Below are 13,941 nucleotides of genomic sequence, written 5' to 3'. Positions count from 1 at the left end.
CAAACGATTTAATTGAATTTTTATGACTAGGTAACGATATCCAAAAAAGACTACTTTTCATAGCGTTTTTGTGGGCTTTTTGCGTCCAAATCCGCCAGATAATCTAGCTTCTCGCCAATTTTAGTCTCTAAGCCTCGTTTTGTTGGGAAATAGTATTGCTTCTCTCCCATTTCAGGGGGCAAATACTTTTCGCCAGCTGCGTAGGCACCAGGTTCGTCATGAGCATAACGGTATTCTTGCCCGTAGCCCATGTCCTTCATCAAAGTTGTGGGTGCATTTCGTAAGTGATGAGGAACTTCATACTCAGGCAGATTGTGTGCATCCGTTAACGCTTGCTTCCAAGCGGTGTAAACGGCGTTACTCTTTGGTGCACACGCGAGATAAACAACCGCCTGTGCAATAGCACGCTCCCCTTCGGCAGGACCAATTCGAGTGAAGCAGTCCCAAGCGGACATTGCGACCTGCATTGCTCTTGGGTCAGCGTTGCCAATATCTTCAGAAGCAATCGCCAGCAAACGTCTTACGATATACAAAGGATCACAACCCGCAGCAATCATTCTTGCTGACCAATACAACGCTGCATCAGGGTTTGAACCGCGAATCGATTTGTGAACAGCGGAGATCAAGTCGTACCAAATATCGCCCTTATTATCAAAGCGAGCGACTTTCTCCCCTGCTACCTCAGCCAGCAACTGTAACGTTATCGCTTTCTCGCCTTTGTCGTTGTCTTCTGCCATGTCATACAGCAGCTCAAGATAGTTGAGCGCCATACGTGCGTCACCGTTGACCAGTTCAGCGAGGCGATCTAAGACGTTATCGGCAAAATCAGCCGTCACATCACCCAGACCGCGCTGTTTATCTTCAATAGCTTGGCGGATGACGAGGGAAATATCATCGGTATTAAGCGAAGTCAGCTTGTAAACACGCGCACGTGACAACAAAGCGTTGTTCAGTTCAAAGGATGGGTTTTCTGTGGTCGCGCCAATAAAGGTCACGGTGCCATCTTCGATATGAGGTAAGAACGCATCTTGCTGACTTTTGTTAAAGCGATGGACTTCGTCCACAAACAGGATCGTTCTGCGCCCTGCTTGTTTATTTTCACGCGCTTTTTCAATGGCGATACGAATGTCTTTTACACCCGATGTCACCGCTGATACGCGCTCAACTTCAGCATTCGCATAGTTTGCTGCCACTTCCGCCAGCGTGGTTTTACCGGTGCCAGGAGGCCCCCATAAAATCATCGAGTGAATATGGCCCGCTTCCAACGCTCTACGAAGTGGTTTACCTGGGCCTAATATATGCTGCTGACCGATGTACTGTTCGACAGTTTCAGGTCTCATACGAGCAGCAAGGGGACGAAAATCTTCGTCCCCTGCAAAATCTAAGCTGTAATTACTCAATTGCAATCTCTTGATTCGTTGATGGCATCTGTGCCTATCGACGTACTACCAAATGATCTGCTTCATTAGATCAGTTTCTTTGGTCGTCGACCTCGACACCTTCCGGTGCCACAAAAGTAAAGCGGTCTGCTGCAGGTTTACCTAAATCAACATTGCTAAAGGTAAACTCACCTTTCTGACCGTCTTGTTCAATCACGTTAAAGCCCTGAACAATACCCTTTTCAGTGATCTTAATCTGGAAGTCGCCCTGATTAGAATCCACAGCTGTCGGCGTTAGCGTAAATTGGTTACCCGTTTGCGCGACATTGTAGTTGTCCCAATCGCTTTCTTGGTTACGAGTTAGCAAGACAAAAGGTGTTTGTGATGTTGCTTGCTCTTGCCAGTAAATACTAACCTGCTCAATGAACGGGCTGTAGTACCACAAACTTTGACCATCAGATACCAACACGTTTTCATCAGGGAAAGTCGTTTCCCAACGGAATAAGCTTGGGCGTGCAATCTCAACCGTGCCCTCGCCTTCCATAACAACATCACCATCAGGGCTAGTCACGACTTGTTTAAAGTCAGCGCTAAAACCTGCATTCAATGACAAGCGGCTACTCAGTTCTTCTTTCGGAGAAGCCAATACTGAAAAGCTCATAAATAAAAGTGCGAATACTTTTTTCATCAATAATCCTGTTAGAACATACGTCGGTCATATTTTCGATTTGACCGACTTAATAGTTATGAGTTCCGAATGGAACTAATCTTTTGGTGGCGCTGGCGCTAAGACTTCGCGGTTACCGTTATGGCCCGGAGTACTCACAATGCCTTGAGCTTCAAGCTGCTCAACAATCCGTGCCGCGCGGTTGTAGCCAATCTTGAATCGACGTTGCACGCCAGAAACTGAACCACGACGTGAATGGACAACGTGTTCTACCACTTGATCAAACAGAGGATCGACTTCTTCATCTCCTTCCATCTTCTCACCCGGCAATAGTGTTTCTGGGGTTTGATCGCCGTTCGTAATCTCTTCAATATAGTTTGGCTTACCGCGAGCTTTCCAGTTGTTCACTACCGCGTGTACATCATCATCAGATGCAAACGCACCGTGTACACGAGTTGTGTGGCTTGAACCCGGTGGTAAGTACAACATATCACCCATACCCAATAATGATTCTGCACCACCTTGGTCAAGAATAGTTCTTGAATCTGTTTTGGTTGATACCGTAAAGGCAACACGTGTTGGGATGTTTGCTTTAATAAGACCAGTAATAACATCCACCGAAGGACGCTGAGTGGCTAAGATCAAGTGAACACCAGCCGCACGCGCTTTCTGCGCCAAACGTGCAATCAGTTCTTCCACTTTCTTACCGACTACCATAATTAAATCAGCGAATTCATCGACGACAACCACAATATAAGGCAGTTTTTCCAACAATGGTGCTTCAGGGTCCATGCTGTCGCCCGGCTTCCATAGTGGGTCATGGATTGGGTGACCCGCTTCCGCGGCCATCTTCAATTTGTCGTTGTAGCCTTTGATGTTACGAACACCTAGAGCCGACATCAGTTTGTAACGACGTTCCATTTCACCTACACACCAACGAAGGGCGTTAGACGCATCTTTCATGTCAGTCACAACTTCAGACAACAGATGTGGAATACCTTCATAGATAGATAATTCCAACATTTTCGGGTCGATCATGATGAAGCGAACATCTTCTGGTGATGCCTTGTAAAGCATACTCAATATCATCACGTTTACACCGACAGACTTACCAGAACCGGTTGTACCTGCAACCAGAACATGTGGCATCTTCGATAGGTCAGCGATAACCGCTTCACCAGCAATATCTTGCCCTAGAACAACGGTCGTTGGTGACTTCGCTTCTTGGAACTGAGGGCTGCCCACCACATCGGAGAAGAATACGGTTTGACGGCTCATGTTCGGCAATTCTAAACCAACATAAGGTTTACCCGGTATTACCTCGACGACACGCACTGCCAATGCAGAAAGCGAACGAGCTAAGTCCATAGAAAGGCCAGAAATACGGCTTACTTTGACGCCCGGAGCCAGATCGAGTTCGAATCGAGTGATGACAGGACCAGGGAAAATATCAACCACATCAGCTTTAATCTTGTAGTCCGCTAGCTTCGATTCAACAAGACGAGCGATCGCCTCTAGCGCATCGCGGTCAATAAAGGTTTCGCGTTTTTCAGGGTGGAACAACAACTCAAGCGTTGGCAATGGTTCGGCCGGTTTCGGTAAGTTAACATCTTGCTGTACCAGGAACGGGTTTTGTGTCGCCGCCATGTTCGCTTGTGCTTCAGAGACAAGGCTTTGGAAGGCTGCTACATCTTGATCTGGGTGAAGAGGCTCGTCTTCTATTACCTGTTCCCAAGGAAGATCAACCGTTGGCTCTTGAGTTTGTTCGTTTGATTGCTCAAATTCTGAATTATTTTGTTGGTTAACTAAAGACTCAGGTTGCTCTGCATTATCTTCTTCAGCCGATACAGACTCGAACTCTGTAGACTGTTCATAACTTTGTTCTTCAGCCACATCAAACGGTGATGCTTGTACAGAAAAATCGTCTTCGCTTGGTTCTTCTGGTTCACCCATTGGCGAAGCGTATAACGATTCAGGTTGAACATTTTCCGTATCGAATTCGCTCTCAACTTTTGGAGTGCGATCAACTTCTAAAGTGCTATCGACTACTGACTCAGCACTTTCAAGGCCAATATCAGTAGGGACAACTTCTGGTTGGTCGTTCTGCATGTATTGTTGGTACGCAGCCTGAGATTCGTGAGCATCAGTCTGATCTTGCTCAGCAAGATCATCTTCATACATAGCGGCATTTTCTAGCTGCTCTATCGTCGCATTCAACTGCTTCGAGCGCTCAATACCTTCTTCTAAATGTTCTTCTGGCGCGTGGTAAACAGCAGCGACAGAGATAGGTTGCTCTGGTTGAATTTCAGGTTGAACTTGCGGTGCTTCATAAGTAGAAACCTCTGGCTTAGCAGGAGCCTCTACTGGCATATGGATATTGTAATGACGCTTCGACGTTGCACTGTTGTCCAACGCATTGACGCCAGTGTCTGAAGAGTCGTTGGTCGCAGAGAAGCTCATCGCTGGGTCGAGCTGATCTTGTTCTACTTCTTTATACCCTTCTATAGCCTTACCTTCGATAAGATTGTCTTCTAACGCAGGAACATCACGGAAAGTCGGATTTTGATGACGTTCTGTTAGAGAATCTCTGTCTGTCGATTCTTTCAATTCAGGCTCAAGTAGCTCTTGATCTTGGCCACGAGCCTTATTAACAGCAGATGTAAAAAATTTAATGGCACATTCGCCTAGCCATTCCACAATACTTAACCAAGAAATTCCGGTTAATAGCGTTAAGCCAGCTCCCCATAAGAAAAGAAGAACTAGCGTACTACCGAGAACATTTAACGTGGGAAGCGCAAGGCTTGTTAGTACGTCACCCACGACGCCACCTGACGAAAAGTACCAAATGTCGTCAAAGTTGATATCTGCTAGACCGCAACTAGTAAGAATAAGGACAGTAAGGCCAAGTAAGCGAGTACCCCACAGCATGAAATCGATCTGCTCGTCTTCATTACGTTTACGGAATAATACCCACGCAGCAACCGTTACCAAGATAGGTAAAGGGTAAGCCAAAGAACCAAACACAAAGAAAAGCGTATCCGCCAACCATGCACCTAGGTAGCCACCCGCATTTTGAATGTCACCACCCCACGCCGTTTGCGACCATGATGGGTCTGCAGGACTAAAAGTTAATAACGCAACGGCAAGTAGAATAGAGAAGAGAACACCTAGAATTAGGCTGCACTCTTTTAGACGTTGAGAACCATTCAAACGAGGAGACTGAGGCTCTTCACTCGTTTTAATGATTGTTTCTACTTTATTACTGCTCTGCTTGAACATAAACCAACTTAATAATTAAACGGAATAAAACATCTCGAGCGACCAAAGTCGCCCGTTTCAATGAAACTACTGTTGATTTAACCATATCAAACAGAAAAACCCAATTCCAGAAAGCAAGAAAGCGGAACAAATGTCCGCTTTCTTTCATTTCACCAATTGTGACTAACGAGTTTTAATCACAAGTTGATTGGTTTGTTTAACTTCTTCCATTACAACGTAAGTTCGAGTGTCGTTTACGCCCGGTAGACGAAGTAACGTATCACCCAGTAGCTTACGGTAAGCACCCATATCCGATACACGTGTTTTTAGAAGATAGTCAAAATCACCCGACACTAAATGACACTCTTGGATGTCATCCAGTTTCTGCACAGCGGTGTTGAATTGTTCGAACACATCTGGAGCACCACGGTTCAACGTAATTTCAACAAACACTAAAAGTGAAGCATCAAGATACTGTGGGTTCAGCAACGCTGTGTACCCAGTAATGTAACCTTGACGTTCTAAACGACGAACACGCTCAAGACATGGAGTGGGAGAAAGTCCTACTCGTTTTGAGAGTTCAACGTTTGAGATACGACCGTCTTTTTGCAACTCATTAAGAATGTTGCGGTCAATACGATCTAGTTCCTTGGACGGCTTCTTATAATTGTCTGCCATTTTTTATTCCACCTTATTACTTCCTTGCAAAAAAATATACTACAACTTTTTAATATTCGGTATCAAATTCTATCTGAACCTATCTATACTAGATATTAATTCGACAGAATTACCCTACACATAGATAAAACAACCATAATATAATGAGGAGTCAGGATGATCATTGGCGTACCGAAGGAAATCAAGAACCACGAATACCGCGTTGGTATGACCCCAGCTAGCGTGAGAGAACTAATCTCACATAGCCACCAAGTTTTTGTTGAAACCAATGCCGGTACTGGTATCGGTTTTTCAGACGATGATTACATCGCTGTAGGCGCATCCATTCTTCCTACTGCTGCTGACGTTTTCGCGAAAGCAGAGATGATTGTAAAGGTTAAAGAACCTCAAGCTGTCGAGCGAGCTATGCTTCGTGAAGGGCAAATATTATTTACCTATTTACACCTTGCACCAGATTTTCCACAAACGGAAGAGCTAATCAAGAGCAAAGCTGTCTGCGTAGCCTATGAGACTGTAACAGATAATATGGGTCGCTTGCCACTATTAGCACCAATGTCTGAAGTCGCTGGTCGCATGTCTATTCAAGCAGGTGCACAAACACTAGAAAAATCTAACGGTGGTTGTGGCCTTCTTCTTGGCGGCGTTCCTGGTGTTGAACCAGCGAAAGTTGTTGTTGTTGGCGGCGGTGTTGTGGGTGCTAACGCAGCACGTATGGCTGTTGGCCTTCGCGCAGACGTAACCATTCTTGATCGCAACGTAGATACACTTCGTCGTCTGGATGAAGAATTCCAAGGTCGCGCAAAAGTGGTTTATTCTACTGAAGACGCTATTGAGAAGCATGTTCTAGAAGCAGACCTAGTGATTGGTGCAGTACTGATCCCAGGTGCAGCAGCGCCTAAATTGGTTACAAAAGATCACATAGCTAAGATGAAGCCAGGTTCAGCTGTTGTTGACGTTGCAATCGACCAAGGTGGTTGTTTCGAAACTTCACACGCAACCACTCACGCAGATCCAACTTACATTGTTGATGATGTCGTTCACTACTGTGTTGCTAACATGCCAGGTGCCGTTGCTCGTACTTCTACTTACGCGCTAAACAACGCAACACTTCCTTACATTGTTAAGCTAGCGAACAAAGGCTACCGCGAAGCACTTCTATCTGATGAAGGCTTCCTAGAAGGTCTTAACGTTATTCACGGTAAAGTAACTTGTAAAGAAGTTGCTGAAAGCTTTGACCTAGAATACGTAGCGCCTGCAGAAGCAATCGCGATGTTTAACTAATGATGTAATGGCTAACTGAACGCAATAACCTTCTCGTTGAAGCGTTCAGTTAACTCATACGCATTAAACAAAAAGCCAGTACGACATTATGTCGCGCTGGCTTTTTTACATTTATAGCTTCGTCTTGTATTTATAGCTTCATTTTTCATTTATGGCTTTGCTTTGCTTTTATGAGTTTATGAGTTTATGAGTTTATGAGTTTATGAGTTTAGATCGTAAAACACGCACAGTTCTGTTTACTGATAACGCTCGACTTTAACCCCATGAATCAATAGGTTTCTTGGCGTAATACTGCGTTCACAGAACTCTTCAATCGAAGCTTCATAGCCTTGTTCTTGCAGATAGATGACACGATCTAAGGCCAACCATATCTCCAATGGGCGTCTAAAGACTTGTTGTACTAAGCTCAACTTCTCCATTTCCCAGAAAAGCGCCTTGCCTTGGGCTAAGTAGAAATCAAAATCGACGTCTGAGCCCAGCGATACTTTTTTAACTTCAGATGCCCAGCGGCAGAATGATTCAAAACCCTTAGACAGCTCTGATTTTTTAATGCTTGGCACCGGAATGTATTCGTCGATATGACGTTCAGCTTTGAGCAGTTTGCTGAAGCCCAAACGATAACTCATTTCTAACTGACGGTGTCTCTTTACTCTTTCACCACCAGTGACGGTTTCTTGAAGCGGGATTCTTAAATCACTTTTACTTAGGGCTAATGCAGAGCTTTTCGCGACGGAAGACATGGCTTGGTAGTTTTCACCACGAATAAGATGGTAGCAGCAAGGAGAAATGGTCACTGCAGGAAGCCCATGTGAAACAGATTTCTTCACTAGTTCAACATGAAGGTCGCCACAAGCATGAAGAGCAACAGCATGTTGATTTGAGTTAAACACCCGATCTGCATCTTTTGAAAACGCGTCACCTTGAACAAAGTTCATATCTAGATGTTGAGCATCTGCAATCTTTTGCCCGCTTTCACACAGTGACTGTTGCCACTCAAAGCTAGTGACCTTTTGATCTGACTGCTGAGATAAGATTCGACCGAGAAAGCCTTTGCCAGAGCACCATTCAAGCCACTCTTTACCGTGATGGTGTTCAAGTGCAGCCTCTCCCATCGCCACGATTTGTTGCAGCTTTCTGCCGGGAATACCACCAGCAGCACCACGAGGGAGGTCTAATCCAACCAAAGCCGTATTATCAAACTGGATATTTTGGTTAGCAGCATCTAATCGAGGGAGGAAGCGAGTCAGTTCCTCGACCAAAAGCTGAGGCTGCTCTTTTAACGTTTGAATGCGCTCAATACTCAAACTTTCTAACCAATCGACAAGTGGGCGATTCACATCTTTCCATGGTTGATGGTGAGTTTGGCATAGGTGAAAAGGCTCCGAACGCCAATAGACTTGGTGCTCTAACAAGAATGAGTCGAGTATTGTAAATCGTGAATGCATGCTTCCCCCTATGGTGCGAGGATTGTAGGGGTAAGAGGCCGAAATGGAAAGGAAGGATACAAATTGAGGTTGTATAAAGACAACCCACCAGCAAGCAAACCACAAATGAGCTTAAATGAAAACGGCCTGTAAACAGGCCGAATTAGGAATCTAGGTAAGACTATGACCCTTAGCGAACAGGTAGGTCGATATCTTTAAACATCTCTTCGATTTCTTCATTCGATTTCAAAGAAATAGCTTGTTCAACCACAGGACGAGTTAGGTGTGGTGCAAAACGCTCCATAAAATCAAACATGTAAGAACGCAGGAAAGTGCCTTTTCTAAAGCCAATGCTTGTGGTGCTAGCACCAAATAGGTGACTCGCATCAATAGCAACCAAATCTGTATCTTGCTCGTGGTCAATCGCCATACTTGCGATTACACCAACTCCGATCCCCATACGAACATAAGTTTTAATTACGTCTGCATCCGTTGCGGTAAACACAACTCGAGGTGTTAATCCTACTTTGTTGAATGCAGTATCAAGCTCAGAACGGCCAGTAAAACCAAATACATAAGTCACGAGAGAATAAGCAGCAAGATCTTCAATCGAGATAGTTCGTTTTTGCGCAAGAGGATGATCTTTAGTTACAACGATTGAACGGTTCCAGTGATAACAAGGCAGCATAATTGCATCTTGATAAAGGTGCAGCGCTTCCGTTGCAATCGCAAAGTTCGCAGTCCCTTTAGCGACCGCTTCTGACATCTGGCTTGGTGTACCTTGGTGCATGTGAAGCGACACTTTTGGATAACGTGCCGTGAAACCTTTAATCACATCAGGGAGCGCATAACGAGCTTGAGTATGAGTGGTTGAAATATTCAATGTGCCCATCTCAGGATGAGTATGCTCACCCGCTACTGCTTTAATACTCTCTACACGTGCTAAAATCTCTTGAGAGATACGAATAATATCCTCACCGGCTTGTGTAACCTGGGTTAAATGCTTACCGCTACGTTCAAAAATCTGAATGCCTAGCTCGTCTTCAAGTAACCTAACTTGCTTACTAATGCCGGGCTGAGATGTATACAAACTCTCTGCTGTCGCTGAAACATTTAGGTTATGGTTTAGAACCTCAACAATGTACTTCAGTTGCTGTAACTTCATATCTAACCTCGTAATCCTTTACTCATTTCTGCGCTAACTTATTTGCAAATAGAGCTTTATAGTCTCGTGTAATATAATTAATAGTTATAACGCTTCGAGAACCAAAATGACAGAAATAATGAGTTTTTCTAGCTTAACAAACAAAAACATCACTAACGCTTTGCAACCCACACCTCATTCTCATACATTAGTTGGTAAGTTTTGATTGCCGATTGTGCTCAACAAGAGATAATCAGAAATTGCAATTTACGAGTGCCGATACACAATGGAATCGTGTATCCTCTCAAGTTAGCTATAGAAAACAACAAGCAGACACAAATATATGAATATTGGTTTAATAATCGCCTTAGTCGCCGTTCTTTTGGTGTTGGTTTTAGGCTACAACATCATGCTTCAATACAAAGTTAAGGTAGAAACAGCGAAGAAACAGGAAGCTTCTCGTTATCTAACCATTATTGACGGAACAGAAGAGTTGATTGGCAATGCTCATCACATGCCGTTTAGCCAAGATCTTCTTATATGCTTAAACAATCGAATTCTTGATGCGTTAGAAAACATGTATCAGCTCGATCCCAAAAACAAGCAGCTTGCCCAACGTATTGAAAGCGTAAAACAACAAATCACTCAGCTTAAAGAGAACTACCAAGGTGGTGAAAGTACTACCTTCCGCGTTCCAAGCAGTGACAAACAAGCGATCATGATGCTGAAGCTAGTTAAGCGCCTACGTGATACGGTCCGTAACGAGCACAATAAAGGCCGATTCGAGACTCAAGCTTATGTTGTTGAAAACGCTCGTTTAGAGACGATTCAAATTCGTATCAACATCGAAAATGTTATCAAGCGTGCAAACGACTCGATTTCTCGAGGACAACCAGGCACAGCAATTCAGTTACTGCGTAAAGGTATCGACGCATTAGCAACTAAGAACGATTCATACTCTACTCAAGCGAAAGAAAAGCTTCAGCAGATGCTTAACGATCTTGATCAGAAGCGCCAAGATAAAAACGCGCAAGATTTACAACAGATCGAATCTAAAGAGCGTGACGAAGACATGGACGCCCTCTTCGGTCAGAAGAAGAAATGGTAACTGTCTAACGCAATACTTAAAGGCTGCTATTTACATTAAATTAGCGGCCTTTTTTGTAGCTGTTGAATTTCCTTTCTCTGTATAGGGAGATCTCTTGAGCTGTGATAAAATCCCGCATTATCAACAAACTTGCCCTGACCATGTATCAAGAATTATTAGCTCCAATCCACTCTTTTCTTAAAGCTGAAACGCCAGATTCATGGATCGATGAAGCCAAAAAGCCTGAAAACCTTCACATCATTCTACGCGATCACATGCTTTGTGAACTTAAGGCGGCACAGAGTGCTTTGTTCCTTATTCGCAAGTACGCAGTTGATAAAGAAAGCGCAAAACAACTGAATGAATGGATTTTGCCCTACGAGCAATTTGCTTACCGTCGTATCGGAGACTTAGAGTCTCTGCGTGGTAAAAGCAACGTATCAAAGCAAATTACAGCGAAAGAAGGCTGTAATTACGGCGCTGACCTGATCGATAAAATGGTATTGCTGATCAAAGAAGAGCTGCATCATTTCTACCAAGTCATGGAATTGATGGTAAAGAAAGGCGTCACTTACCAACCGATTGAAGCGGGTCGCTACGCTAAGGGTTTAATCAAGCAAGTCAAAACTTACGAACCCGATGCTCTAGTTGATAAGCTCATCATCGGTGCTTTTATCGAAGCTCGCTCTTGTGAGCGTTTCGCTAAATTAGCTCCATTCTTGGAAGAAGATATGGAGAAGTTTTACGTGTCTCTGCTTCGCTCAGAGGCTCGTCATTACCAAGATTACCTTGAGTTAGCAGAGCAGATCGCAGGGAAAGATATCTCAGAGCGTATTGCTCATTTCGCGCAAGTAGAAGCGGAACTTATTACTTCAGAAGACAGCGATTTTAAGTTCCATAGTGGCGCTCCGGTTTAGACTAGGCAAGATAACTCAAGTCCAGACCAATTCGGTATCTCGTACACAAATAAGAAGGCCAGCAATTTGCTGGCCTTCTTATTCGCATAGCTTTCTGATGCAAACCTAAGCTAGCGTACCGTTGATCTCTGCAAGTACAGCGGCAGGGTCTATCGCTTGAGTGATAGGGCGACCGATAACAAGGTAGTCAGAACCTGACTCAATCGCTTTAGAAGGCGTCATGATTCTCTTCTGGTCACCAACATCAGTACCTACAGGACGAATACCAGGAGTTACTAGCTTGAATTCTTGGCCAAGTGCACCTTTCAGTAAAGAAGCCTCTTGTGCCGAACATACAACGCCGTCTAAACCAGAGTTTTTAGTCAGAGATGCCAAGCGCATCACCTGCTGCTGTGGCTCAAGATCCAAACCAATACCCGCCAAGTCAGATTGCTCCATACTGGTCAGTACTGTCACGCCAATTAGCAATGGACGATCTTTACCATACGGTTCCAAAATTTCGCGAGACGCCGTCATCATGCGCTCACCACCACTTGCATGTACGTTCACCATCCAAACGCCTAGTTCTGCGGCAGCTCTCACAGCTTTTGAACATGTGTTTGGGATGTCGTGGAATTTAAGATCCAAAAATACTGAGAAACCACGTTTATGCAATTCACGAACAAATTCAGGACCAAACAAGGTAAACATCTCTTTGCCCACTTTTAGACGGCAAGATGCTGGGTCAATACGATCAACAAAGGCTAACGCATCCGCTTGGTTATCATAATCCAATGCTACAATGATTTTTTGGTCGTTCATTTCATCTCCTAACGCAGTTAACTTTCTACAAAATATTTATACCAATCAGGCCATAAATAACAGTCATAAAAATGCAGCCCGAAAGCTGCAATTAATAATTTGGTCTTAAAATGACCACAAATCTATTCACCATCAAGCCCACGAATAGGCTTGATCGTTCCCCACCCCTTACATGAAGGGCAGTGCCAATACATTGAGTGTGTTGAGAAACCACACTGACGACAACGATAATGAGGCTTAACCTTAAGTTGTTCACCAACCATAGATTGAAGTGTGGTTAAGCTGTCTTTCGCACGACCTTCTTCTGCTTCCGCTAGGTGATAATCGATTAATCGATAAAAACCCTTCATGGTTGGATTTTTGACTAGCTGCTTTGTTAGTAGCTCTTGAGCAGAACCAACATCTTCATGGTGAGCAACCAATTGAGCGAGCATCAGTTCAGCGGATACACCAGCTTTATTCTGAATACAAGCTTTAAGGAACTCGACCAATTGAGCCTCTTGCCCAAGCTTGTGGTAACACTCAGCAAGGGTTGGCAACACCTCACTAATAAAGTCGATATCTTGCTCGAGTACCGACTCCAAACAATCGATTGTCTTTTGGTAGTCTTCGTTCGCTAAGTGGAACTTGCCTAGAGCAATGCTAGCACGAACACATTTAGGGTCTTCAGAAAGTGCCTTTTTGAAATGCTGAAGCGCTTTAGAGCGATTACCATCGGCTTGCTCTTGCATCGCAAGTTCACACCAGAAATGTGCAACAGTCGCGCGCATCTTCATTTTCTTCTTGCCGAGCTTAACTAGGATATTTCCGTAATGAATAGCCTTGTTCCACTCTCGAGTTTGCTGATAAATAGCAACCAACTGCTGTAGAGCACCCTCTTTGTGATCGGGTTCTTCTACAAGCTGTTCAAAGATTTTTTCGGCGCGGTCAAGAAAGCCAGAGACCATATAATCTTTAGCTAATTGTTGTAGTGCGAGGTTTTTCTGATCGAGAGTAAGCCCCGAACGGGAGATAAGATTTTGGTGGATACGAATAGCACGGTCGACTTCACCTCTAGAGCGGAACAAGTTGCCCAAAGCTAAGTGAGTATCGATGGTTTCATTGTCGACTTGAAGGAGTTCAATGAAGTGATCAACCGCTTTGTCAGACTGATCTGACAGTAATAGGTTCAAACCCGTCACGTATTGACGGGAAATCTGGTGTGATTGTTTCTGTTTTTCTTGCTGAGCATTACGATTACCCATATACCAACCGTAAGCGGCGGCAATAGGTAAGAGCAAGAACAGTAACTCTAACATCAAATAA

Annotated in this window: 11 protein-coding genes; 3 read left to right on the top strand and 8 right to left on the bottom strand. The window is 44.2% G+C overall.

Features of this window, described 5'->3' with window-relative positions:
- Nucleotides 1-50: 50 nt before the first annotated feature.
- From AC3CID_RS05365 to lrp, 4 genes are all read right to left on the bottom strand, one after another.
- Nucleotides 51-1,406 (bottom strand): replication-associated recombination protein A, encoded by a 1,356-nt coding sequence (locus AC3CID_RS05365; RefSeq protein WP_488527046.1) that lies wholly within the window; start codon nucleotides 1,404-1,406, stop codon nucleotides 51-53.
- Between the two features lie 64 nt (nucleotides 1,407-1,470).
- Nucleotides 1,471-2,067, bottom strand: coding sequence for an outer membrane lipoprotein periplasmic chaperone LolA (lolA, locus tag AC3CID_RS05360; protein ID WP_004734556.1), 597 nt, complete (start codon nucleotides 2,065-2,067; stop codon nucleotides 1,471-1,473).
- 75 nt (nucleotides 2,068-2,142) lie between these two features.
- The gene (locus AC3CID_RS05355) at nucleotides 2,143-5,325 is read right to left on the bottom strand and encodes a DNA translocase FtsK 4TM domain-containing protein (RefSeq protein ID WP_488527045.1); all 3,183 of its coding nucleotides are present in this window, start codon (nucleotides 5,323-5,325) and stop codon (nucleotides 2,143-2,145) included.
- 162 nt (nucleotides 5,326-5,487) lie between these two features.
- On the bottom strand, nucleotides 5,488-5,982 hold the full coding sequence (gene lrp / locus AC3CID_RS05350; protein ID WP_004734558.1) for a leucine-responsive transcriptional regulator Lrp: 495 nt from the start codon (nucleotides 5,980-5,982) through the stop codon (nucleotides 5,488-5,490).
- Between the two features lie 156 nt (nucleotides 5,983-6,138).
- Between lrp and ald the strand changes: the two genes are divergently transcribed.
- On the top strand, nucleotides 6,139-7,263 hold the full coding sequence (gene ald / locus AC3CID_RS05345) for an alanine dehydrogenase (protein ID WP_017107652.1): 1,125 nt from the start codon (nucleotides 6,139-6,141) through the stop codon (nucleotides 7,261-7,263).
- Between the two features lie 236 nt (nucleotides 7,264-7,499).
- Here ald and AC3CID_RS05340 read toward each other — a convergent pair whose 3' ends face one another.
- Nucleotides 7,500-8,708 carry a methyltransferase gene (locus tag AC3CID_RS05340; RefSeq protein WP_488527044.1) on the bottom strand — a complete coding sequence of 403 codons (1,209 nt, stop codon included), beginning with the start codon at nucleotides 8,706-8,708 and terminating at the stop codon, nucleotides 7,500-7,502.
- 169 nt (nucleotides 8,709-8,877) lie between these two features.
- Nucleotides 8,878-9,852 carry an HTH-type transcriptional regulator CysB gene (gene cysB, locus AC3CID_RS05335; RefSeq protein WP_004734561.1) on the bottom strand — a complete coding sequence of 325 codons (975 nt, stop codon included), beginning with the start codon at nucleotides 9,850-9,852 and terminating at the stop codon, nucleotides 8,878-8,880.
- A 322-nt stretch (nucleotides 9,853-10,174) separates the two neighbouring features.
- Between cysB and AC3CID_RS05330 the strand changes: the two genes are divergently transcribed.
- Both AC3CID_RS05330 and miaE read left to right on the top strand, forming a co-directional pair.
- On the top strand, nucleotides 10,175-10,939 hold the full coding sequence (locus AC3CID_RS05330) for a hypothetical protein (protein ID WP_004734562.1): 765 nt from the start codon (nucleotides 10,175-10,177) through the stop codon (nucleotides 10,937-10,939).
- A gap of 101 nt (nucleotides 10,940-11,040) precedes the next feature.
- The gene (gene miaE / locus AC3CID_RS05325) at nucleotides 11,041-11,835 is read left to right on the top strand and encodes a tRNA isopentenyl-2-thiomethyl-A-37 hydroxylase MiaE (protein ID WP_012604394.1); all 795 of its coding nucleotides are present in this window, start codon (nucleotides 11,041-11,043) and stop codon (nucleotides 11,833-11,835) included.
- 105 nt (nucleotides 11,836-11,940) lie between these two features.
- Here miaE and pyrF read toward each other — a convergent pair whose 3' ends face one another.
- Together pyrF and lapB are read right to left on the bottom strand one after the other, a co-directional pair.
- The gene (gene pyrF, locus AC3CID_RS05320; RefSeq protein WP_146457277.1) at nucleotides 11,941-12,636 is read right to left on the bottom strand and encodes an orotidine-5'-phosphate decarboxylase; all 696 of its coding nucleotides are present in this window, start codon (nucleotides 12,634-12,636) and stop codon (nucleotides 11,941-11,943) included.
- A gap of 122 nt (nucleotides 12,637-12,758) precedes the next feature.
- Entirely contained in the window at nucleotides 12,759-13,934 is a 1,176-nt protein-coding gene (gene lapB, locus AC3CID_RS05315; RefSeq protein WP_004734543.1) for a lipopolysaccharide assembly protein LapB, read from the bottom strand.
- Between the last annotated feature and the right edge of the window lie 7 nt (nucleotides 13,935-13,941).

The sequence above is a fragment of the Vibrio sp. QJM3NY_21 genome, assembly GCF_057785975.1.
Note: the sequence above shows the minus strand (reverse complement) of the source record. Positions and strands in the feature narration are given on the sequence as shown.